Here is a 22,254-nt window from a genome sequence, read left to right on the forward strand (position 1 = left end):
AGATCAGTTGACCGCGGTCACCCGCAGCACCTCCTCGATGCTGGTTTCCCCGGCCAGGATGCGGCGGCGGCCGTCCTCCTGAATACCCGGGTAGTGCTGACGCGCCAGCAGCAGCATTTGCTGCTCGCTGGCGCCCTCGTGAATGGCATTGCGCAGGGCGTCGTTGATCTCGATCAGCTCGTAGATCCCGGTGCGGCCGCGGTAACCGCTGTCGTTGCAGTGCTCGCAGTGGCCGGCGTGCCAGATCTGCGGCGCCTGCGCCGGGTCCACGCCGAGCAGCGCGCATTCACTGGCAGTGGCCGTCGCCGGCTGACGGCAGTGACTACAGAGCAGGCGCACCAGGCGCTGGGCCATTACGCCGATCAGGCTGGAGGAGAGCAGGAAGGGTTCGATCCCCATGTCCTGCAGGCGGGTCACCGCGCCGATGGCCGTATTGGTGTGCAGGGTGGAGAGCACCAGGTGGCCGGTGAGTGAGGCCTGCACCGCAATCTCCGCCGTCTCCAGGTCGCGGATCTCCCCCACCATCACCACGTCCGGGTCCTGGCGCAGGATGGCGCGCAGGCCGCGGGCGAAGGTCATCTCCACCTTGGGATTGACCTGGGTCTGGCCCACACCGGGAAGCATGTATTCGATCGGATCCTCGATGGTGAGGATGTTGCGGGTGCTCTGGTTGATGTGGGACAGCCCGGCGTAGAGTGTGGTGGTCTTGCCCGAACCGGTGGGGCCGGTGACCAGGATGATGCCGTGGGGGCTGTGCAGGGCCTTCTGGTAGGCCTGCAGCACCTGTGGGTTCATGTTCAGCTGCATCAGCTCCAGCTGTCCCGCCTGCTTGTCCAGCAAGCGCAGCACCACCCGCTCGCCGTGGGCGGAGGGAATGGTGGACATGCGGATGTCGATCGCGTGGCCGGCAATGCGCACCGAGATGCGGCCATCCTGGGGCACGCGCTTTTCGGCGATGTCCAGGCGGGCCATCACCTTGAGGCGCGATACCAGCAACGGCGCCAGCATGCGCTTGGGCGAAAGCACCTCGCTGAGCACGCCGTCGATGCGGTAGCGCACACTCAGGCGATCCTCGAAGGTCTCGATGTGGATGTCCGAGGCCTGTTCCCGCACCGCCTGGGAGAGGATGGCGTTAATCAGACGAATGATCGGCGCATCGTCCTCGGCATCCATCAGGTCGCCGGCCTCGGGAATTTCATCCGCCAGGCGGCTGAGATCGACATCCGCCGAAATGTCCTCGGCCATCTGCACCGCTTCGCTGTTGTCGCGCTGGTAGGCCCGGGTCAAACGCCGCTGGAATTCGGCTTCGCTCACCGCTTCAAGCTGGAAAGGCCCGCCCAGCCAGCGGCGCAGCTCCAGCAACACCGACAGCGGCGGCGCATCGCGGTGGGCGACTATCGGCGCATCCACCTCCGCTGCCTGCAACAGCACGCCGTGCTGCTTGGCAAAACCGAAGGGCAGCGGCCGCGGAGCCGGGCTGGCGGCAGCCAAGGTCACGGACCCGCGCCCTCGCGCTTGCCGGCATCCTGCTGCATCTGCTCAAGCTGGCGGACCTGATCCTCCCACTCCGGCAGCACCGGAATGTAACTGTCGTCCAGGAAGCGGATACCCCGGCGCTGGCGCTCCAGCTGCTGGTCGCGGATATAGCGGTATTTCTCCGCGGTGGCACCGTGCAGCTGGTGATCGTCGCGAATGATGGTCGGGCGGATGAAAATCAGCAGGTTGGTCTTCACCACCGAGGTGGCGTCGCTGCGAAACAGGCGGCCCAGCAGGGGAATATCACCCAGCAGGGGCACCTTCTGGCTGCCGTCCTGGACGTCGTCCTTGATCAGCCCGCCCAGCACCACCGTGCTCTGGTCCGCGGCCAGCACCTTGGTCTGCAGGATGCGCTCGTTGGTGATCAGGTCCGAGGCATCCAGCACCGCCGAGGTATTGCTGAGGCTGGAGACCTCCTGGGAGATATCCAGTACCACCGCATTGCCCTCGTTGATGTGCGGCGTCACCGTGAGCGTGATGCCGACGTTTTCCCGCTCGATGGTCTGGAAGGGATTCTGGGCACCGTCACTGGCGCCAGTACTGGTGTAGGAGCCAGTCACGAAGGGCACGTTCTGGCCCACGGTGATGTAGGCCTCCTGGTTGTCCAGGGTCAGCAGGCTCGGGGTGGAGAGGATATTGGCGTTGGACTGCTCGCGCAGGGCGTTGAGGATCACCGTCATCGACAGGTCGTCATCCACGACGCCCCAGCCCAGGGACAGCCCCGGCGACTGCGCCAGGGCGCCGGCCAGGGCACCGACATTGAAATCGCCCGTGGTGGTGCCGCCACTGCCATCCTCGCTATCGCTCGGCAGAATGGCACCGGCGATGCGCCGGGCCCGCAGGTCGTCGGGGTTGATGCTGCTGCCGTAGAAGCCGTCCTCATTGGCGAACAGCCACTGCAGGCCGAGATCCTGCCCGTCGCGCACCTCCATCTCGACGATGATGGCCTCCACCAGGACCTGGGCACGGCGGATGTCCAGCCGCGCAATCACCGACTCCAGGGACGCCATTTCATCGGGTTCGGCAGTAATGATCAGGGCGTTGGTGCCGGGATCGGCTTCGATGGTCGGGCCGTCCCCCCTGCGCGTGGTCGCGCTGCTCTCGCCGCTGTCGCGCCGGCGCACGTTCTGGACCACCCGGGAAAGCACCTCGGAAACCTCTTCGGCCTTGGCGTATTCCAGGTAGACCACCTTGACGTTGCCGGTCTGCTCCTGGGGGCTGTCGAGGAAGCGGATCAGACGGTTGATACGGGCCCGCTCCAGCTCATCGGCGCTGACCAGGATACTGTTGGTACGCTTGTCCGCCACCAGCAGGGTTTCGCTCTCACTGCCCTCGCCGCCCGCGACCTGCCGGTTCAGGGCATTGAGCTTCTCCACCACATCCTCGGCCACCCCGTAGCGCAGCTTGATCATCTCGGTTTCCTGCACCGCGCTGCGGTCCATGCGCTCGATGATCGCCGCGATGCGGGCAATATTCGCCGCCACGTCGGAGATAATGATCGCGTTGCTGGGCGCATAGGCGGCCATGTGGGCCTGCTGCGGCACCAGCGGGCGCAACACCGGAATCAGCTTGGCCGCGGAAATGTTCTCCAGGCGCATCACCTGGGTTACGTACTCGTCCCCCGAGGCCCCCTCCCGGGTGTCCCCGACCGCAACCGGAGCGGAGCGCGCATCCTTGTTCTGGATCACCCGGACCACACCGCCCGAGCGCACCGCGGTGTAGCCGTGGACTTCCAGGATGGACAGGAAAAGATCATAGAGCTCGCTGCGTGAAACCGGCTTGGTCGAGACGACCTTCACCCGGCCCTTCACCGCCGGATCGACCACGATGGTGGTATCCGTCGCCTCGGCGACAAACTTGATCAGCTCCTGGATATCGGTGTCCTTGAGATTGACCGTGAACTCCTGGGCATGGGCGGTGCCGATGGACAGGACGGCGCCCAGCAACAGGCAGTATGGCAGGGCGCACAGGGCGCGGATCTTGGCGGTCACTCGCGGCATATCCTCAGCAGTCGGTCATGTCAGGCATCCGGGGCAGCATCGCCCAGGCTGATACTCACTGCAAGCGGCTGGCCGTCACGCTGCAGTTCAAAGGTGGCTTCGATGGCCGTGCGCATCAACTGATACAGGCGCATGGCGTTCGCCGGGTCCGAGAGGGGCATGCCGTTGACCGCGACCACCAGGTCGCCGGCCCGAAAGCCCAGCTGCTCGAACTGCTGACGGTTTTCCCCCGGGGTGATCCGGTAGCCCTGCAGCTCCCCCGCCTGGCGAACCGGGGCGATGCGCACCAGGGAGGCCAGTGACTGCGGGTCGCGGTAGAGCTGTTCGCGGTAGCGACCGGCGAGATCGGCCACGCCGGCATCGTCGCGGCGATCCACGATCTGCGGTGCCGCCGCGGGCTCTCTGTTCGCCGCAGCACCGAGCTGCCGGTCCAGTTCGGACTCCGCATAGAGGCGCAGCAGTTCATAGGTGCCGGCGTTATCCAGTACCACCCGGTCGGGCAGTACCTTGGCCAGGGTCACGCGGCCGGGCAGCGGCAGCGCCTGGTCCACGCGAAACACATGCTGCTGGCCGCGCACCTCGATCACGGCACTGCCCTGCCCCTCCACCGGAGAGGCCGCCACGCCACGCAGCACCAGATCCAGCCGGGTCTCCCGGGCGCCCTCCTCGATGCCCTCACGCGCCTCGCGGGGCGTCGGGGCGGGCGTCGCCGCGACGTCAGAGGCATCGCGACGACCAAACAGCGCCGCGGCACGCAGGGCCTCCAGGTCCACGGCCGGGCCCGCCACGGCGCGGCGTGCGGCCCCCTGGGCCGGGTTGAGTGGCGCCGCCGCCGGCGTCACGTCCGGCTGCGGCCAGAAGGCCCAGAACAGCTGTGCCAGCGACGCCAGCAGCCACAGCGCGGCCAGAGCCAGGCAGAGTGCCTTGAGCCGGGCTACCTGACGGGGCTGGCGCAGACGTTGCCACAGTCCGGCGAGGGAGCGCGACCCCGGAAACTCGCGCAGACGCGCGCCGGATTCGCTGCCGCTGTGGAGCCAGGATATGGCCAAGAGGGTCTCCCGAACCTGTGCCGGGCAGAGATCTGTCCCGGTCGTTTTACTGCCCGATTATAGGGACCGCCATTAAAAGATAAAACCGTGACAGCGGGATGACAGTCAGATGACGAAACGATGACAGGGGCGCCGCAGGCGCAGGGAGAGGAGGTGCGACCACCGCGGAGGCGGTGGCCGCTGCAGGCGCATCAGGCGGACGCGGCGTCCTGACGCTGGTAGTAATCCATCAGGATCTGCGCGACTTCCGGGCGGGAGAACTCGGGGGGCGGCGCAATGCCGTTGCCGAGCATTTCTCGGACCTTGGTGCCGGAGAGCAGCACGAAGTCCTCAGGGCTGTGGTCCGGTGCGTCGCGCATCATCACCACCCGATCCAGCTTCTTGCTGTAGGCGGTGTGATCGGCGCGGTAGATCTCCAGCTCCAGGGCACCCGCGGGCACTTCCTCGTCGAAGATCGTCTGCGCGTCAAAGCCGCCGTAGTAGTCGCCGACACCGGCGTGGTCGCGACCCACGATCAGGTGGGTGCAGCCACAGTTCTGACGGAATACCGCGTGCAGCACCGCTTCCCGGGGACCGGCATAGAGCATGTCGAAACCGTAGCCGGTAATCATTACGGTGTTTTCCGGGAAATACACGTCGACCATCTTGCGGATGGCGGCGTCGCGCACGTCGGCGGGGATGTCGCCCGGCTTCAACTGGCCCAGCAGCATGTGGATCAGGATGCCGTCGGCACCCAGGTCCTGCATGGCCATGCGGCACAGTTCCTCGTGGGCGCGGTGCATCGGATTGCGGGTCTGGAAGGCCACCACCTTGTTCCAACCGCGCTGGGCGATCTCGTCGCGGATCTGGTAGGCGGTGCGGAAGGTCTCGGGGAAGTCCTTCTCGAAATAGGAGAAGTTCAGCACCTGGATGGGGCCGGAGAGCAGGGTGCGACCCAGGGCCTTGAAGGTCGCGACACCGGGGTGCTTGTCGTCCAGGGTGCGGAACACTTTCTCACAGATGAAATCCACCTGCTCTTCGCTGACCGTCTCCACGGCTTCGACGTCCATCACCGCCAGCACCGGGTTGCCGGCGACATTGGGATCGCGCAGGGCAATGCGGCTGCCGGCCTCAACGCCCGACTCCTTGGTCAGGTTGACGATGGGCACCGGCCAGAACAGGCCGTCGACTGTCTGCAGCTTCTCCGCCACGCTCAGGGTGTCGGCCAGGTTCATGTAGCCGTTCAGGGGGTTGAAGTAGCCCGCGCCGAGCATCACCGCGTTGGCGGCAGCGGCGGAATTCAGCAGCAGCGAGGGCAGGCCCTCGGCTTCCTGCTGCAGGGCGGCACGCGCCGCATCATCGGCCACGTAGAGCGGGTTCAGTTGTTCGGAACCGTGGGGTTTGATCATTGCAAAACTCCTTGAAACTGTTGTCGCCGGATCAGGCCGGGAGGATGCCGCGCTCGCGCAGTGCCGAGAGGATCACGTCCACTTCCTCGGCCACGCTCATCTGGTCGGAGCGCAAGTGTACCTCCGGCTTTGCCGGGGCCTCGTAGGGGTCGTCGATGCCGGTAAAGTTCTTGATCTCGCCGGCGCGGGCTTTCTTGTACAGGCCCTTGGGGTCGCGATCTTCGGCCTCGGACAGGGGGCAGTCGACGAAGACTTCGATGAAGTCCATGCCGGACGCTTCGTGCAGCGCACGCACCCCGTCGCGATCCGCGGCGTAGGGGCTGATGAAGCTGCTCAGGGCGATCACGCCGCAGTCGGCGAACAACTTGGCCACCTCGCCGATACGGCGGATGTTCTCGGTGCGGTCCTCGGCGGAAAAGCCCAGGTTCTTGTTGATGCCGAGGCGTACATTGTCGCCATCCAGGCGGTAGGCGAGGATACCCATCTCGTTCAGGCGCCCTTCCAGCTCTACTGCCACGGTGCTCTTGCCGCTGCCGGACAGGCCGGTGAACCACAGGGTTGCCCCCTTGTGGCCCAGCAGTTTCTGCCGGTGGTCCCGGGTGATGTCACCCTCGTGCCAATGTACGTTGGTCGCTTTCTGCTCTGCCATGTCGTCCTTTCTCACAGGTGAATGAAATTGCCGCGGGCCGCCGCTGTCAGTGGCCCTCGATGAATGCCTCGCGATAGTCGCGGAACTGCGCCTTCAGGCCGGCCTCGGTATAGCCGAACTGTTCCAGGGTGTACTCGTGGGGCGGGCGCAGCTCGCGGCGATTGAAGTCCTGCCACTTTTCCATCTCGGCGCGGGCCTCGGGGGTGAGATCCATGCCCAGGAAATCGTACACTTTGCCGATCTCGACCAGCGGCTGGCTGACCGTGTCGCGGAACCAGAGATCGAGAAAACGCTCCTCGCCCACCTGCTTGCGCACGGCCATGGTGTGGCGCATGCCGTTGGCGAACTTGCGCGCCCACTGCTCGCCGGCCTTGAGCGGGTCGGCCTGATCCGAGTAGATCTTCCAGACCGCGGTGATCATGCTGGCGATCGACGGAATGGTATCCAGCGGGTCGCGGTGGGATTGTACCACCTTCGCATCGGGAAAGACCTTGAACACCAGGTCCATGTAGTGCAGGTGGTGCGGTGCCTTGAGCGCCCAGCGCTCGCCCTGCTGACCGCTGCGCTTCTTCTGCCACTGCAGGAACTGCAGCAGCAGCTTGAGGTATTCGTAACCCGGGGTGTGGTCCTGTGCCTCGACCCAGGCATCAAAGGTGGGAATCCAGGCACAGGCCTGGGTATTGAAGCTGTAGAAGGACTGCTCCAGGAGCATGATGTCCTCGTCCGGCCCCAGGGCATCCATCGGGTGGATCTTGATCAGGTCGGGGCTGCCGTCGAGCATCTGCTGCACTTCGGCCTTGCCGTCGCGGATACGGCGGTCGTTCTCCAGGGTGAAATCCCAGTCCAGGTTCGGGCAGGGGAAGCGGGTTTCGTACCACAGCGGCGCATACATGCGATGGTCGGCGGCGATAGTGCGGTGCAGCATGGTGGTGCCGGTACGCGGCAGCCCCACGATCACCAGCGGCGCGTGCATTTCCTCGTCGCGGATCTCGGGGTAGCGCTTGAGCCACTCCTGCACCCGCAGCTGGGTAGCCAGTATGTCGCGCACGCGGTAGTACATGGCCGTGCGGCCGATGGCATTCAGTTGCGCCTCGTGCTCCAGGGACCAGAGCAGCTTTTCCAGGGGTTCGCGGTAGCTGTCGTCGCCGAAGTCTTCCAGACCGTCCACGGCCTTCGCGGCCGCTACCAGAGCATCCGCATCAAATTGAATCTCATCCTGCATGTTTGCTTCCTGTGCTTGTGTTGCTTGCTGTGCTTGTCTTACCCGGCGCTGCCCGCGGCGGCCAGTTCGTCCAGCGACACCACACGCGTGGCGATCGGCGGATGGTCCTGGGCTTCCACGTAACGCAACAGCAGACTGCCGCAGACATGGCCCGCAGTGGTCAGCCAGTTCGGCCAGGCCTCCCCGGGGTTGCCCTCGGACACCACGATGCGCACGGAGCCGTCGGCCTCGTAGTGGGCGTTGTGCCGATTGATGCAGATGCGGTGATAGCGGTAATCCAGCGACTCCATCCAGTAGTTGGACACCTGCAGGTTCCACACGCGGCACACTTTCGGCGGCGTGAACTCGATCAGCAGGGCCTGGTCGGGCGCCAGCTCCCAGTAGGTGTTGTGGTAATAGATGGACGGATCGCCCCCGGCCCGCAGGCACATGCTCTGGTCATTGGGGGGCAGCTGGTTGGTGTGGGTGCGGAAACCCGCCATCCACTCGCGGAACAGACCCGCCGTGCCGGTCACGAAGGGCACCACGCCCTCCAGCTGCGCGGCGAACTGCGCCGGGTCGAGCACGGCGCTGCCGCGGGGGTCCAGGCACTCGATCTGCAGCTCTGCCCGGCGCTCGCTGGCGCGGTCGCGGAAAGTCTGGCGCACCAGGATATTGTCGCTCTGCTCGCTCATCGACAGCCAGTTGCCGGGCTGTTCGCTGGCACTGACCAGCAGGGTAAAGTTGCCCTCGGCATCGGTGTCGATCTCGCCCAGGGCGATGTGACCGGTGGGCTGCATGTCACCGCCGCCGACGTAGGACCCGGCCTTGGTCTCGATACTCAGGTAGTCGACCGTACCCACATTGCCGCTGATGCGGTAGGTGCAGCGGCCGTCCACGGCGCAGTTCTGGTAGAAGTTGTCGGGGTTGTCGTTGCCGATCTTCGCCGTCTCGTGGGACAGGGAGTAGAACTGCGGGTGCCAGGGATCGCCAAACTCGAGGTTCTTCTCCAGGCTGAGACGCAGCAGCCGGGTCAGGTAGCGGAAGCCCTCGGCCCGGCTCAGCGGGTCGTCGGGAGTATCCTCGGCCAGCACCTGGTTGCCCGCCGCTTTCAGGGAGTCGCAGAATTCGTTCCACAGGTCGCCGCGGAGCAGCGCCTGCAATTTGTCATTATCGGACATGGGCCTTCACCTGTACTGTGGGAACGTGGGGGAGTATGGCAACCCGGGGCCCGGCGCACATCACCCTTGTGGGTGGTTGGCCGCGCGTCGGGCCCGGGCAGTGACGAGACTCAGTTGCCGAACGTGTGATTGAGCAGGGAAAGCACCAGCATCAGGCCCACCAGCGGCCACAGCCAGCGCTGCAGACGCGCCATGCGCTCCGGCTCCATCGGGGAGGCAAAGCGCTCCCCGAGGAAGACCATCAGGCCGACGCCGACGAAGATCAGCAGCAGGAGCAGTAACAGCGTCTCCACGGCGGCGATCCCTCAGCCTGCGTCGCGCAGCAACTCGGGGGCCAGGTTGGCCACCATGCGGCGGATGCCGTCTTTCCAGTCGACCCGGGTGGGGCCGATCAGCTCGTGCATGCGGGTGGGGTCGATGGCCAGGCTGCCGAAGGCCTTGGGGTTGTCCTGGAACACCGGCTCGAAGCCAGTCAGCTCCTGCAGGTAGGCGCACCACTCCTCGATGCTCACCGCCTGGGAGCCACCGAAGTTGACGGTCGGCACCTCGGTCCCGGCAGCGGCCAGCAGGCGCGGCAGCTTTTCCATGTAGTCGTCGACATGCAGCAAGTTGTAGGTGTTCGGTCGCTCCGGGTGTACATCGATCGGCACACCACCCTGCATCATCAGCAGGTGGTACCAGGGCCAGCCGCCGTTATCACCGTAGGGCACGCTGAGGCGGGCAATGATCGCGGGCACACCGAATTCCTTGGCGGCGTAGCGACATACCGCCTCCGCTGCGATCTTGCTGATGCTGTAAGTGGGGAACATGGACCGGTGGTTGTCCCCGAGGGGGGAGTCCTCGGCCCGCGGCTCGTGGCCGGCGTATTCATAGACCGCGGTGGACGAGAGGTGGAGGAAGGCTTTTGCCTTGCGACAGTGGGAAATCAGCCGCCCCACGCCCTCGGCGTTGGCGGCCAGGTCGTAGTCGAAACTGTCGGTCTTCACCACGGCAAAATTCAGCACATAGTCGAAGTCATCCGGCAGGCCGCGCAGGCCATCCGGTGCCGCGAGATCGGCCTTGAGGGTGTGCACCCCGGCCTGTTCCAGGGCCTCGCGCTGGGCCGGGTCGCTGAAGCGGGCCAGGGCGAAAATCTCGGCCTTGTCGGCCCAGGCCTGGACGACCGGCTGGGCCACCTGGCCGGTGGGCCCAGTGATGAGAATACGGGCTCCACTCAGGTCAACGGGTTCTGCGGGCATGCTGTGACTCCTTTATTGTCGCTGCTCGGGTTGCGGCCAGAAAGCATAGCGCGTTTGCCGCGGCGGGGAGTCACCCGTTCGGGGGGGAGGGACTAACCCCCCTCCAGACCGGGGATGACCCGGTAGACTTCGGAGATCTGATCGGCCTTGCTGACCGTGCATTGGAGATCGGTGATCAGGCCGTCCTTGAGACTGTAGACCCAGCCGTGCACCGACAGCGGTTGCCCGCGACTCCAGGCGTTCTGCACGATGGTGGTGTGGCAGACATTGGACACCTGGCTGATCACGTTCAACTCGCACAACAGGTCGACCCGGGCATCGTCGCTTTCCAGGGCGGCAATCCGCTTGTGATAGCGCTGCTGCACATCCTTGATGTTGCGCAGCCAGTTGTCGATCAGCCCGTTGTCGCGACCCTCGTAGGCAGCGCGGACACCACCACAGTTGTAGTGTCCCACGACCAGGATGTGCTTGACCTTGAGCACGTCCACCGCGAACTGCAGCACCGACAGGCAGTTGAAATCCGTGTGCACCACCATATTGGCGACATTCCGGTGCACAAAGACCTCACCCGGCAGCAGGCCGACGATCTGGTTGGCCGGCACGCGGCTGTCGGAGCAGCCGATCCACAGATACTCCGGACTCTGCTGGTTGGCCAGCTTCTCGAAAAAGTCCGGGTCGGAGGTCTTGATACTCTGGGCCCAGGCCCGGTTGTTGGCAAACAGCTCGTCGACACCGCTCACGGCCGTCAGTCCCCCTCGGTCAGATGATCAAAGTCGACAGCCGGGCCACCTTGACCTGGTTGCCGTTGTTGGCAGCCGCGGATTGTACCGCTTTTACACCGACACTTTGAATCTGTTTGGCCAGCTGGGCCATGTCCACCGCGGGATACTGCTGCGGCTCCCAGGTCACCAGGCCGGTACTCAGGGTGACCTGCAGCACGGCACCGCGCCCGTCATCGATCAGGAATTGCTCGATATCCCGGCGCAGGCGCTCGGCCACTTCACGTGCGCCCACCTCCCCGGTGCCGGTAAGCAGGACCGACAAACGGGCATCTCCCAGTCGCGCCAGGTAGTCCGTGGCCCGCAGGCTGGAGGAGACCCGCTCGGTGACTTTTTTCAGCACGAAACGCGCCGCGATTTCGCCGTAATGCTGGTAGAGGTCGACATATTCGTCGATCTCCATCATCAGCACGGTCAGGGGCTCCCGGGCGCGCCGGGCGCGGGCGATCTCGCGGGCAATATCTTTCTCAAAGCCGCGCAGATTGCTGATCTGGGTGAGCGGGTCGAGCATGGTCAGCTGGGAAATTTGCTGGCGACTGACTGCATTGCGGAAACAGCGGGAGACCAGGCGCCCCAGGTGCTCGATCATCTCGGCGTCCGCGGCATTGTGGGGCATCGGCGCCTCGACAAAACCGCAGTGCAGGCTGCCCATGAAGCGCCCGCCGTCCAGCAGGGGTATCAACAGGGCGTGCTGGATGCCCTCGTCCGACTTCAGCACCTGGAACATGCGGGAGTCGGTGGCATCCACCATCACCGACACCGGTTCCACCGGGTAGAGTTCCTGCATCTCGAAGACGTCGTGGTGCAGCTGCAGGGAGTGGCCGTAGCGCTGGGCCGAGGAGATCAGGCCGGAGAGGACGTGCTCGGGATCGTAGAGCCACAGCTCGGCGGCCCGAAAGCCGAAATAGCGCGGCGCCGCCACCAGCAACAGCTCGAGGAGCCCGTGGAGATCGGTGATCTCCATGAGTTGCAATTCCAGATCCCGTGCCACCTGGTAGAGAAAGCGGTTGAGGGTGACCGTCTCCTTGACGCGCTGCTCGCGGACCTCGCTTGCGGTCCCCACGGGCGGTGCCGCTTCAATCTCTTCGACAGGCAGACCGTCGTACTCAAAAGGCTCAGTCATCCGGGGTTCCCGCGGTAATGAGGCACTAACGCCAGCGATGGTTGCGAATCGTTATTGTCTCCGGAGTGTACTGCCGACTATACTGGCCGCGCAAATGCAGATGCATTTTGTGTGACCTAAGGGGTGGCTTCGGCCTGAGACGCCTGCGCGGCGAACCCTTTGAACCTGATCCGGTTAGAACCGGCGTAGGGATAGGTGTATCAACTCCTGTTTCCAGCCCGCTCTTCTCAACCGGTTCTCTTTATTGTTTGTTGAGGAGAACCCATGATCCACTGCTACACCCCCAAACGCACCGCCCTGGCGGCTCTGGTCCTCGCGGCATCCCTGCCCGCCACCGCCCAGCCCCTGGAAGAAATCGTTGTCACCGCCAGCCTGCGGGACACCCCCCTGCTCGACCAGGCGGCGAGTACCAGCGTGGTCAGTGCCCAGACCGTGCGCGAGCGTGCGGCCAACCACCTGGAAGATATCCTCCACGCGATTCCCAACCTGAACTTCGCCGGGGGCACCTCCCGTGCACGCTTCTTCCAGGTGCGCGGCATCGGCGAGCGCAGCCAGTACCAGGAGCCGCTGAATGCCTCCGTCGGCCTGCTGATGGACGGCGTGGATTTCAGCGGCCTCGGCACCGCCGGCGCTCTGTTCGACATCGAACAGGTGGAGGTCCTGCGCGGGCCCCAGGGCACGCTGCATGGGGCCAACGCCCTCGCCGGCCTGATCAGCATCCGCAGCGCCGCACCCGAGGCCGAACCGGGCCTACGCCTGGAAGCCGGGGTCGGCAACTACGACAGCCACACGCTGGGACTGGCGGGTACCGGTCCGCTGGTGCAGGACCGCCTGCTCTACCGCATCGCGGTGCACCAGCACCAGAGCGACGGTTTCTACCAGAACGACTTCCTCGACCGCGATGACACCAACAACCGCGACGAACGCGGGGCCCGCCTGCGCCTGCGCTGGCTGGCGGGAGACGCCGACACCCTCGATCTGACCCTGCTGCACACCGACATCGACAACGGCTTCGACGCCTTCTCCCTGGACAACAACCGCCGCACCCTGTCCGACCAGCCCGGACGGGACCGTCAGCAGTCCACCGCCCTGAGCCTGCACTGGCAGGCGGAGCGCGACAACGTCACCCTGGAATCCCGCCTCAGCGTGGCCCGCTCCGACACCGAATACAGCTTCGACGAGGACTGGAGCTTTGTGGGCATCGCCCCGGAGCTGGAGTACTCGTCCTTCGACCGCTACCTGCGTGACCGCGACAGCGTCAGCGCCGAGCTGCGTCTCCTCTCGAACGACAGCAGCCGGCTCTGGGGACACAGCGACTGGGTGCTGGGCGCCTACTACCTGGGGGACCGCGAGGACCTGCAGCGCCAGTACACCTACCTGGAGAGCGACTTCTTCAGCGACTACGACACCGACACCGGCGCCCTGTTTGGCCAGCTGGAGACACCCCTGACCGAGGCACTGACGCTGGTCAGCGGGCTGCGGGTCGAGCGCCGGCGCACCGACTACAGCGACAGCAATGGTGTCGCGGCCGACCCGGCGCGCACCCTCTGGGGCGGCCGCCTCGCCCTGGAGCATCAAACGGATGACGGCCCGCTTTATTACGCCAGTATCTCCCGGGGCTATCGCGCCAACGGCGTGAACGCCCGAATACTGTCGAGCCAGAGCATTTATGACGACCCGCGCCTCGACGGCCTGCAGACCTACGACGAAGAGGCCCTGGTCAACTACGAGCTGGGCTACAAGGCGCGCCTGCTCGAGGGCCGCCTGCAGCTGCGTGGGGCCCTGTTCTGGATGGACCGCCGGGACCAGCAGGTCAAGGGTTCACTGGTAATCCCGCGCGAGGACGGCAGCACCGCCTTTATCGACCACATCAACAACGCCGCCAGCGGCTTCAACCGCGGCCTGGAGCTGGAGCTGGACTGGCAGGCCAGCGAGCGCCTGCGACTCGACGCCAGCCTGGGCCTGCTGGATGCCCGCTTCGACCGCTACGTGAATGCCGATGGCGTCGATCTGGCCGACCGCGAGCAGGCCCACGCTCCGGACTACCAGGCAGCGATCGGTGCGCGCTACGCCTTCACCGAGGCCTGGTACCTGCGCCTGGACGCCGAGGCCCGGGACGACTTCTTCTTCTCCGACCGCCACCGCGCCCGCGCCGAAGGCTACGAACTGCTCCACCTGCGCCTGGGCTACACCGCAGAGCGCTGGGAAGTGGCACTCTGGGGGCGCAACCTGACCGACGAGGACTACGCCCAGCGCGGCTTCGGCTCCTTCGGCAACGACCCGCGCAAGGGCTACGCCCTGGAACCCTACTATTCCTTTGGCGAACCGCGCACCTTTGGTGTCAGCGCCAGCTACCAGTTCTAGAGGAGCAAAAGCATGCAAGTCACGGCGGAACTGAGCCTTTACCCCCTGCAGGATGACTACCTGCCGATCATCCAGGCCTTTATCGACTCCCTGCAGGGCCGGGAGGGGATCACGGTAGTGACCAACGCCATGAGCACCCAGCTCTGCGGCGAGGCGCAGGTCGTCTTCGACCTGGTGCGTGAGGCCCTGGAGGAAAGTGAACGACGCTGGGGTCGCCAGGTATTGGTCTGCAAGTTTATTCCCCGCGAACTGGAGATCGCCGGGTGAACCTGGAGACCCTGTGGCAGACCCTGGGCAACCTGCACGCCTGGGAGGCCTTGGCGGTGACCCTGGGCGTCGCCTACCTGCTGCTGGCCGTGCGCGAGAGCCTGTGGTGCTGGTACGCGGCCTTTTTCAGCACGGCCATCTACCTGTGGCTGTTCTGGCAGGTGCAGCTGCCCATGGAGTCCGCCCTGCAGCTGTACTACCTGGTGATGGCGGTCTATGGCTGGTACCAGTGGCGTCACGGTGGCAGCCAGGACAGCGCCCTGGGCATCTCCACCTGGGGCGCCCGGCAGCACCTGCTGGCCATCGCCTGCGTGCTCCTGGCCAGTGGCGTCAGTGGCGCGCTGCTGGCGCGCTACACCGAGGCCGCCCTGCCCTATCTGGACTCATTCACCACCTGGGGCAGCATCCTCACTACCTGGATGGTGGCGCGCAAGGTGCTGGAAAACTGGGTCTACTGGCTGGTGATCGACAGCGCCTCGATCTGGCTCTACCTGGAACGGGGCCTGCTGATGACCGCGGGGCTGTTCGCGGTCTACCTGGTCATCGTCTGCTTTGGCTGGCGGCAATGGTTGCTGCACTACCGCGCCCAGTACAGCTGAGGCTGGAACAGGCCCTGGCCCAGTGGCGCCACTGGCGCTTGCCGGGGCCGCCGCGGCCACCGGAGGTGGAGTGTGCTCTGGGCAACGGACTCAGCAACTACAACTTCTTGCTGCGAGCGGGGGAGCACCGGCTGGTACTGCGACTGGACCGTCTCGACCCCCTGCAGCACAGCCTCAACCGCCAGGCCGAGTGGCGCGTCCTGCAACAGGCCCACGCCGCCGGGCTGGCGCCGGCACCCCGCTGGCAGCACGCCGAGCTGGGTGCCCTCCTGTGCGACTACCTGCCACCCGACACGGCGCCCCCCGCCGAGGAGACCGAGGCTCTCGGCGCACTCCTGCGGCGCATCCACGCCCTGCCGGGAATTCATTTACGCCTGGATCTCGGCCTGCGACTGAGGCGCTACGAGCGCCAGACTCAAGCCGCCAGCCCCGGCCGCTGGGCGGCTCTCCAGGGGCTGCAAACCAGCCTGCAGCGCTGCCTGCAGGCTGCCTCGGCCGAGGACGGCCCGCCCCGCCTGTGCCACAACGACCTGTTGCGGGCCAACCGGCTCCACAGTGGCGGCCGGCTCTATGCCCTGGACTGGGAGTATGCGGCCATGGGGCCGGTCTGGTTTGAACTGGCGGCGCTGCTGGCGGGGGACGACTGGCCGGCAGCCGCCGAGGGGGCCCTGCTCGAGGCCTGGCTGCAGCGCCCTCCCAGCGGCGAGGAAGGCCGGCAGCTCAGGCGCTACCAGGTGATCTACCGCTATCTGGAACTGCTCTGGCACTGCCAACCTGGCGCGGAGATGTCGACCGCGGCCTGGGAACACCGGCGCCAGCAACTGGTCACCGGCCTGGCAGGCCTCAGTCGCGGAAGTTGCTGAACTGCAGCGGCACACCGATGTCGGTATCCCGCAACAGCGCGATGGCCTGCTGCAGGTCGTCGCGCTTCTTGCCGGTAACCCTGACCTGCTCGCCCTGAATCTGCGCCTGGACCTTGAGCTTACTGTCCTTGATCGCCTTGGCGATCTGCTTGGCCTGGGCGCTGTCGAGCCCGTGCTGGAAGGTCATGACCTGGCGCACGCCCTTGCCGGACGCCTCCGGGCTGCCCTCCGACATGGCCGCGGGCTCGATGGAGCACTTGATCAGGGTGCCGCGCAGGATATCCGCCATCTGCAGCAACTGGAACTCCGCCTCGGCGCGCAGAATGACCGTGCGCTCCTCGCGCTCGAAGCTGGCGTCGACGCCCTTGAAGTCAAAACGGTTGGTGATCACCCGCTGGGCCTGATCGACCGCGTTGGTCAACTGGTGCAAGTCGACTTCCGAAACCACGTCGAAAGATGGCATAGTCCGCATTCCCGCTGCTGAAAGAAGGAGCCCATGGTAATGGGCCGCACCCGCTTTGCAATCCCCCTCGTCCGCTGAACACCGACGCCACTGGTACATTCTGGGCGCCGGCGCCATCGGCAGCCTGTTCGCCAGCTTCTTCCTCGAGGCCGGTCGCCCGGTCACGCTGATTGGCCGGCGAGGTCGCGGCAAGGCCACGCTGCGGCTGCAACGCGGGGACTCGGTGCATCGCTACCCGCTGAACCTGCAGACCGCGGACAGTGACGGCCGGATTGACTACCTCCTGGTATGCACCAAGGCGGGCGAGGTGGAAGCGGCCCTGGCCGACCTGGCGCCGAGGCTGGCCAAGCATGCCACGGTGGTCGTGCTGGCCAATGGCATGGGCTACCAGGAGCGGCTGCAGCGTCGCTGGCCGGCGTGGCGCTTCACCTGGGGCACCACCACCGAAGGCGCCTGGCGGGAGGCGTCACTCGCGGTGCGCCACGCCGGCAGCGGTGAGACCCTGCTGGGCTCGCCCGGCCAAGCGATGCCCGGCTGGTTCGCCGACTGGCAGTCCCTGGGTATCCGCTGCCGCTGGGAAACGGAAATCCTGACGGCCCTGTGGCGCAAACTGGCCATCAATTGTGCCATCAACCCCCTCACTGCCCTGCACCAATGCGCCAACGGCACACTGCTGCAGCCGCCTCTCAGTCTCGAGGTCGCCGCCCTCTGTGAAGAAATCACTGCCATTGCCAGTGCCGAAGGCCAGGCCGCGGCGGTGAAGGACCTGCCGGCACGGGTCGACAGCGTGCTGCAGGGCACCGCCGCCAACCGCTCCTCCATGCTGCAGGACGTCATGGCCGGGCGCGCCACGGAAATTGACTACCTCAATGGCCACCTGGTCGAGGTCGCCCTTCGGCATGGCGTGGAAGCGCCGCGCAACCGCGAGATGCTGCAGGCGGTGCGCGAGCTCGTCCGCTGACGGAGATCAGGGCTCCCGGTAGAGCCTTGCCAGCGCCTCGCCTATCAGGCTCTCCCAGGCCGCGGCACCCGCGGCGGGGGGCAGCAGCGCCTGCTGATAGCGGCTGGCACCTCCTTCGACACGATCCCGTGTCATGCCCAGCAGACAGAGCCCTTCCTCGCACTGCAGAAACAGCTGCAGGGTCTCGTCGGCAGCCGCCCGCGGCTCCACCAGCAGACACAGCTCCAGCGCCTGAAGCTGCTCCCGCACGACCCCTCGCAACCAGGACGGGCCCGACGCCTCGGGTAGTGCGACGCCAGGCGCCAGGCTTAGCTGCAGGGGTTGGAGTTGCACCGCGGGAGGCGGCAGCTGCTGCCGGTAGAGCGCACCCGCCGCCACCAGTAGCAACACACTCAGCAGGGAGAAGGACAGGACCGCCGGGCGCGGTCCCGGCCACCACGCCAGGCGGCTCCGCCACCAGTCCCGATGACTGGCTCCCCGCCGCAACAGGTCCGCCGGCAGCGGCAGCGGCCGGTCGGCGGCGGTCTCCTCGCGAAAGACCGGCGTCGCCACCCGCAACAGACCGCCGTTCACCCGGCGCGGCAAGGCGCGACGCAACTGGTGCAAACGCTGTCGCAGGGCGGCGATGCTGCCGGGCCTCCGGGCCGGGTCGCGGGCCAGCAGTTGTGCCACCAGGGTCTGCAGTGCCGCGGGCACCGGCTCGCCGCAGGGGGTGAGAGGGGCGAGCGGCGGGTAATCGGCGCTCAACAGGGCCGCCCGGTCCAGTCGCCCGCCGCGGTAGAAGGGGTATTCCCCGTCGAGCAGGCGGTAGAGCAGACAACCCAGCGCAAACAGGTCGGTGCGCGTGTCCAGCGGCGCCCCCCGGGCCTGCTCCGGTGACAGGCAGGACAGGCTGCCGCGGCCGCCACGGGCCTCCCCAACCAGGCCGGCAATGCCAAAATCCGCCAGTTTGATATGCCCCTCCCGGTCCACCAGCACATTGGCGGTCTTGAGGTCGCCGTGAACAATCTGGCGGGAAGCCGCCGCCCCCAGGGCGGCGGCAATCCCTTCGATCACCTCCAGGCTTTCTGCCAGGCACAGATCCGTGTGTGCCAGCAATTCGTCCAGATCACAGCCCGAGACATACTCCATCACCATCGCCAGATGCTGCTCACTGGCGATGACATCGTGGATCTGCACCACGCCCGGATGTTGCAGCCGCGCCAGCAGGCGCGCTTCGGTAAGCACCTGCCGGCGCGCGGAGGGTGCGTCGGGCAGCGCGTGAATCTTCACCGCCACCGGTCGCTGCAGTCGGTCATCCTGCCCCAGGAACACGCGCCCCTGCCCGCCTTCATGCAGCAGCCGGAGCAGGCGGTAGGGACCAATGTGCGGCTCAGCCATGCCCGTCACTCACCCCTCTCGCGCCGCACAGCGCGCCTGCAGGGCCGCCCGGGAGACTTTCAGCGCACGGGCGGCAGCGGCCACATCACCGGATTCCGCCGCCAGTGCGCGTTCGATTTCCGCGCGGGGAATATCCCGGGCCAGGCGCAAGCCGAGACCGGGGAGGCGACGGTACAGGCTCCCGCGGCTGACACCCGCAGCCCGGGAGACAGCCGCCAGGTCATAGTCGTATTCCGCCAGCAGGGCGCGCAGTGCCGCATCGGTGAGCGGGGCCGCCGTCTGTTCGGGCCCAGGCTTGACCGGCACGGCGTCACTGTCCCTGTGGCGGGGCTCGTTCACCGCCCCGCCGCGGCCACTGGCCAGCATCGACGGCAGCATCGGCCCCCGCTCTGCGGCGAGTGCCAGTTGCCGTGCACAACTCTGCAGTTCGCGCACGTTGCCAGGCCAAGTGTGCTGCAGGCAGCGCGCAAACAGACTGGCCCAGCGGGCCGCCCGGCGCGGATCCTGTGTCAGGCGACCGAGGGGGAAAGCATGGCCCATCTCGGTACAACTCTGAGCCAGGGCGTGACAGAGCAGTTCACCGATGTCCTCCGGACGTTCCCGCAGCGCGGGAACCCGAACTTCGAGCCCTGCCAGTCGGTAACGCAGGGAGCTGCGAAAGCCGCGCTCCGCATCATCCAGATCCAGTTCCGTAGCGGCTATCACTCTCAGGTCCACCTGCCGGGCTTCGCCACCCACCGGCTGGATCTCACGCTCCTGCAGTGCCCGCAGCAGCAGTGGCTGCACCTCGGGCGGAGTGTCACCGACTTCGTCGAGGAACAGGGTGCCACCCTCCGCGCGCTGAAAGTAGCCCCGCCGTTGACGGTCAGCCCCGGTAAAAGCGCCGCGTTCGCTGCCAAACAGCTCCGCCGCCGCGACCCCCACCGGAACCGCCGACATGTTGACCGCCACCCAGGGACCACCGGACCGCGAACTGGCCCGGTGCAGGGCCCGGGCGACGCCCTCCTTGCCACTGCCGCTTTCTCCCAGCACCAGCACATCCCGATCGACCGCTGCGGCGCGATGGATCGCCTGGCGCAACTGACGCATGCTCTGGCTGCCACCCAGCAAGCCCTCCACTGCGGCGACCGCCGGTGCGCCCTCCTGACAGCGGGGCTGCTCGCGCAGCAGCAATACCACGCTGTGTGCCAGCTGCAGGGTAACCCCGGCGGCCAGACGCGTCGGTGACAGGGTCAGGCTGCCGCTCAGGGGCATGCCATCCACCAGACAGCGACTGGCGCCGTCCGGCCGGGACAATCGCAGCCCCTCGGGCCGAAGGTGCAATGAGAGTGCCAGCCGGCTGATATGCCGATCGCCCAGGGTGAACTCACTGGCGGCATCACCGTGGCGAAAGACCGGGTGTTCGCGCCCGATGTTCTGGCGTCGATCGGCGTCGGCAAACAGCGAGCAGGCGGCCCCGATAAGCTCGGGGTCGGGATGAAAGACCAGGGTCAGATAGAGGCCGCGCCACTCACCCGTGGTCGCATCGGCCGTGTCGATAGCGGGAAGCGTCCCGTCCCTGGACCAGGTATCTGGCATGGCGTGGCGGGGTGAGCCAGTTCACCCCCTCCCGTTAGTCCCTTTACAGGCAGTGTAGCAGCGCCTTCCGGACTGTACAGGTCAGCTCACGCGAGGATGGTCAGCAAGGCCACGACCGCCAGCCAGGCAACCTTGCTGCGCGACAGCAGCTCCGAGAGCGCGTCCACCCGCAGGGCCGCCTCGGCCCCGGCTCGCGGGGCCGGCCCCTGGCCCGCGGCTGCCAGGGCGAGCTCTCCCAGCCAGGCGGCGTGATCCAGGCGGGGGCTCAACAGACCCTCGGTCAGCGGTGCCCGGCTGCGGACGAAATCTCCCGCCAGGGCAAAGGCCAGGGCCAGCAACTGCACCGGCACCCAGTCCAGCAGATAGCGTGCGCGACGCGCCGTGTCACTTTCGACCTCGCGACCAAACCACTGCAGCAGGCGGTAGGCGAGCCCCCCCGCCGGCCCCAGCAGCAGAAACCAGAACACCACGGCGAACCAGCGCTGGTAACCCTCGTAGCAAAGACGCTTCTCCACCTCCCACTGCAGCGCCACAAAATCCGCCGCAGGCAGGTCGCCGCGGGCATTGAAAGCGGCCTGGGCATGCAGCCAGGCCCCCTCCGCATTGCCCTCGGCACAGAGGTCGCGATAGCGACGCAGGTCGGCCTGGAAATCCCCGCGTCCAAAACTGAACAAGAGCAGCCAGGTGGCCAGTGCCAGCCAGGGCAGGCCAAACAGCAGTGTGTCGATGGCCGCCAGCAGCCAGGCAAGCAGCAGCGCCGGCAGCGCCACCGCCATCAACAGCTGCAGGACCTCCCCGGAGACCTGCCGGCGGCACCAGGCCAGCCATCGCCACCAGGGCGTACTGCGATCCAGGGTCGCGGGGACGCCCCGGGACTGTCGAATCAACAGGGCAATGATCAGGGCCAGAAAATTCATGCCAGCTCCCCTTGCGCGGATGTCGGGTCCAGGCGCGACCAGTCAAAGGCCGGACCGGGGTCGGTCTTGCGCCCGGGAGCCACGTCCGCGTGCCCGGCCAGGCCTCGCGGGCCGATGCCCGGGTAATGCCTGCGCAGCAACTGGATCAGCCCCTGGAGGCCGAGGTACTGCGCCTCCGTGTAGGCATCCGTGTCGGTGCCCTCCAGCTCGACGCCGATACTGTAATCATTGCAGTTATCGCGCCCCTGCCAGGAGGAAACCCCCGCGTGCCAGGCACGTTCGTCGGTACTCACGAACTGCAGCAATTCGCCGTTGCGGCGCAGGAGGAAATGTGCAGAGACCCGCAGGCCGCGAATACTCTGGTAATAGGGGTGGGCGTCCCAGTCCAGGGTATTGGTGAACAGCTGTTCGATCGCCGGCCCACCGAATTCCCCCGGTGGCAGGGAGATGTTGTGTATTACCACCAGCTCCGGCGCAACCCCCAGCGGGCGCGGCTCACAGTTTGGCGAGGGCACGTGCCGGGCCGTACTGACCCAGCCGGCGACAAGTGTGGCGGACATGGCGGCCCCTGACCCTGATTCGGACCCCCATCATAGTGGCAGCGCCGCCGGGCCTCAATCGGCGCGCAGGCAGCGCAACCACCGCCGGGTGACCTGCGGCGAGCAAGCACTGACGCCGGCCCGGGCGCTTGCTACAATCCGCCCTCCCACAGCCAGCG

General features: G+C 66.5%; 21 protein-coding genes and 1 riboswitch. Of the genes, 5 read left to right on the forward strand and 16 right to left on the reverse strand.

Annotated features, from left to right (window positions below; translation table 11 throughout):
• Positions 1-3: 3 nt before the first annotated feature.
• The 11 genes from gspE to ACYVGS_RS04055 form a co-directional block, all read right to left on the reverse strand.
• Positions 4-1,497, reverse strand: a complete 1,494-nt coding sequence (gspE, locus tag ACYVGS_RS04005; RefSeq protein ID WP_460587344.1) for a GspE/PulE family protein — start codon at positions 1,495-1,497, stop codon at positions 4-6.
• Positions 1,494-3,536 carry a type II secretion system secretin GspD gene (gene gspD / locus ACYVGS_RS04010; protein WP_460587345.1) on the reverse strand — a complete coding sequence of 681 codons (2,043 nt, stop codon included), beginning with the start codon at positions 3,534-3,536 and terminating at the stop codon, positions 1,494-1,496. The genes gspE and gspD overlap by 4 nt, the downstream gene beginning before the upstream one ends.
• A gap of 20 nt (positions 3,537-3,556) precedes the next feature.
• Entirely contained in the window at positions 3,557-4,585 is a 1,029-nt protein-coding gene (gene gspC / locus ACYVGS_RS04015; protein ID WP_460587346.1) for a type II secretion system protein GspC, read from the reverse strand.
• 191 nt (positions 4,586-4,776) lie between these two features.
• Positions 4,777-5,973 (reverse strand): sulfate adenylyltransferase, encoded by a 1,197-nt coding sequence (gene sat / locus ACYVGS_RS04020; protein WP_460587347.1) that lies wholly within the window; start codon positions 5,971-5,973, stop codon positions 4,777-4,779.
• A gap of 31 nt (positions 5,974-6,004) precedes the next feature.
• Positions 6,005-6,622 (reverse strand): adenylyl-sulfate kinase, encoded by a 618-nt coding sequence (cysC, locus tag ACYVGS_RS04025; protein ID WP_460587348.1) that lies wholly within the window; start codon positions 6,620-6,622, stop codon positions 6,005-6,007.
• Positions 6,623-6,668: 46 nt separating this feature from the next.
• Positions 6,669-7,844 (reverse strand): sulfotransferase family protein, encoded by a 1,176-nt coding sequence (locus tag ACYVGS_RS04030; protein ID WP_460587349.1) that lies wholly within the window; start codon positions 7,842-7,844, stop codon positions 6,669-6,671.
• 38 nt (positions 7,845-7,882) lie between these two features.
• Positions 7,883-9,004 carry a DUF1214 domain-containing protein gene (locus ACYVGS_RS04035; protein ID WP_460587350.1) on the reverse strand — a complete coding sequence of 374 codons (1,122 nt, stop codon included), beginning with the start codon at positions 9,002-9,004 and terminating at the stop codon, positions 7,883-7,885.
• Positions 9,005-9,114: 110 nt separating this feature from the next.
• Positions 9,115-9,297, reverse strand: a complete 183-nt coding sequence (locus ACYVGS_RS04040; RefSeq protein ID WP_460587351.1) for a hypothetical protein — start codon at positions 9,295-9,297, stop codon at positions 9,115-9,117.
• Between the two features lie 12 nt (positions 9,298-9,309).
• Positions 9,310-10,242 (reverse strand): NAD-dependent epimerase/dehydratase family protein, encoded by a 933-nt coding sequence (locus ACYVGS_RS04045; RefSeq protein WP_460587352.1) that lies wholly within the window; start codon positions 10,240-10,242, stop codon positions 9,310-9,312.
• Between the two features lie 92 nt (positions 10,243-10,334).
• Positions 10,335-10,982, reverse strand: a complete 648-nt coding sequence (gene can, locus ACYVGS_RS04050) for a carbonic anhydrase (protein ID WP_460587353.1) — start codon at positions 10,980-10,982, stop codon at positions 10,335-10,337.
• A gap of 19 nt (positions 10,983-11,001) precedes the next feature.
• Positions 11,002-12,144: a GGDEF domain-containing protein gene (locus ACYVGS_RS04055; protein ID WP_460587354.1), complete on the reverse strand. Its 1,143-nt coding sequence runs from the start codon at positions 12,142-12,144 to the stop codon at positions 11,002-11,004.
• Between the two features lie 109 nt (positions 12,145-12,253).
• Positions 12,254-12,353, forward strand: a riboswitch (TPP riboswitch).
• A 55-nt stretch (positions 12,354-12,408) separates the two neighbouring features.
• Here ACYVGS_RS04055 and ACYVGS_RS04060 point away from each other — a divergent pair.
• From ACYVGS_RS04060 to ACYVGS_RS04075, 4 genes are read left to right on the forward strand one after another with little or no spacing between them, the layout of a single operon-like run.
• Positions 12,409-14,508, forward strand: coding sequence for a TonB-dependent receptor (locus tag ACYVGS_RS04060; RefSeq protein WP_460587355.1), 2,100 nt, complete (start codon positions 12,409-12,411; stop codon positions 14,506-14,508).
• Positions 14,509-14,520: 12 nt separating this feature from the next.
• Complete coding sequence (locus ACYVGS_RS04065) at positions 14,521-14,775, forward strand: YkoF family thiamine/hydroxymethylpyrimidine-binding protein (protein ID WP_460587356.1); 255 nt, start codon at positions 14,521-14,523, stop codon at positions 14,773-14,775.
• Entirely contained in the window at positions 14,772-15,374 is a 603-nt protein-coding gene (gene pnuC / locus ACYVGS_RS04070; protein WP_460587357.1) for a nicotinamide mononucleotide transporter family protein, read from the forward strand. The genes ACYVGS_RS04065 and pnuC overlap by 4 nt, the downstream gene beginning before the upstream one ends.
• Positions 15,341-16,237 (forward strand): choline/ethanolamine kinase family protein, encoded by an 897-nt coding sequence (locus ACYVGS_RS04075; protein WP_460587358.1) that lies wholly within the window; start codon positions 15,341-15,343, stop codon positions 16,235-16,237. The genes pnuC and ACYVGS_RS04075 overlap by 34 nt, the downstream gene beginning before the upstream one ends.
• On the opposite strand, the gene ACYVGS_RS04080 is transcribed toward ACYVGS_RS04075, so the two are convergent.
• Positions 16,218-16,700: a YajQ family nucleotide-binding protein gene (locus tag ACYVGS_RS04080; RefSeq protein ID WP_460587359.1), complete on the reverse strand. Its 483-nt coding sequence runs from the start codon at positions 16,698-16,700 to the stop codon at positions 16,218-16,220. The two genes, ACYVGS_RS04075 and ACYVGS_RS04080, sit on opposite strands and share 20 nt — an antisense overlap.
• A 55-nt stretch (positions 16,701-16,755) precedes the next feature.
• On the opposite strand from ACYVGS_RS04080, the gene ACYVGS_RS04085 reads away from it, so the two are divergent.
• The gene (locus ACYVGS_RS04085; protein WP_460587360.1) at positions 16,756-17,661 is read left to right on the forward strand and encodes a 2-dehydropantoate 2-reductase; all 906 of its coding nucleotides are present in this window, start codon (positions 16,756-16,758) and stop codon (positions 17,659-17,661) included.
• Positions 17,662-17,667: 6 nt separating this feature from the next.
• On the opposite strand, the gene ACYVGS_RS04090 is transcribed toward ACYVGS_RS04085, so the two are convergent.
• The 4 genes from ACYVGS_RS04090 to ampD all read right to left on the reverse strand — a co-directional run bounded on the left by ACYVGS_RS04090 (position 17,668) and on the right by ampD (position 22,096).
• Complete coding sequence (locus tag ACYVGS_RS04090; protein ID WP_460587361.1) at positions 17,668-19,041, reverse strand: serine/threonine-protein kinase; 1,374 nt, start codon at positions 19,039-19,041, stop codon at positions 17,668-17,670.
• Positions 19,042-19,050: 9 nt separating this feature from the next.
• The gene (locus ACYVGS_RS04095; protein ID WP_460587362.1) at positions 19,051-20,619 is read right to left on the reverse strand and encodes a transcriptional regulator; all 1,569 of its coding nucleotides are present in this window, start codon (positions 20,617-20,619) and stop codon (positions 19,051-19,053) included.
• A gap of 86 nt (positions 20,620-20,705) precedes the next feature.
• Positions 20,706-21,536 carry a regulatory signaling modulator protein AmpE gene (gene ampE, locus ACYVGS_RS04100; protein WP_460587363.1) on the reverse strand — a complete coding sequence of 277 codons (831 nt, stop codon included), beginning with the start codon at positions 21,534-21,536 and terminating at the stop codon, positions 20,706-20,708.
• Positions 21,533-22,096 carry an N-acetylmuramoyl-L-alanine amidase gene (ampD, locus tag ACYVGS_RS04105; RefSeq protein ID WP_460587364.1) on the reverse strand — a complete coding sequence of 188 codons (564 nt, stop codon included), beginning with the start codon at positions 22,094-22,096 and terminating at the stop codon, positions 21,533-21,535. Before ampD ends, ampE begins: the two co-directional genes overlap by 4 nt.
• Positions 22,097-22,254: the final 158 nt, after the last annotated feature.

The sequence above is a fragment of the Haliea atlantica genome (assembly GCF_054779855.1).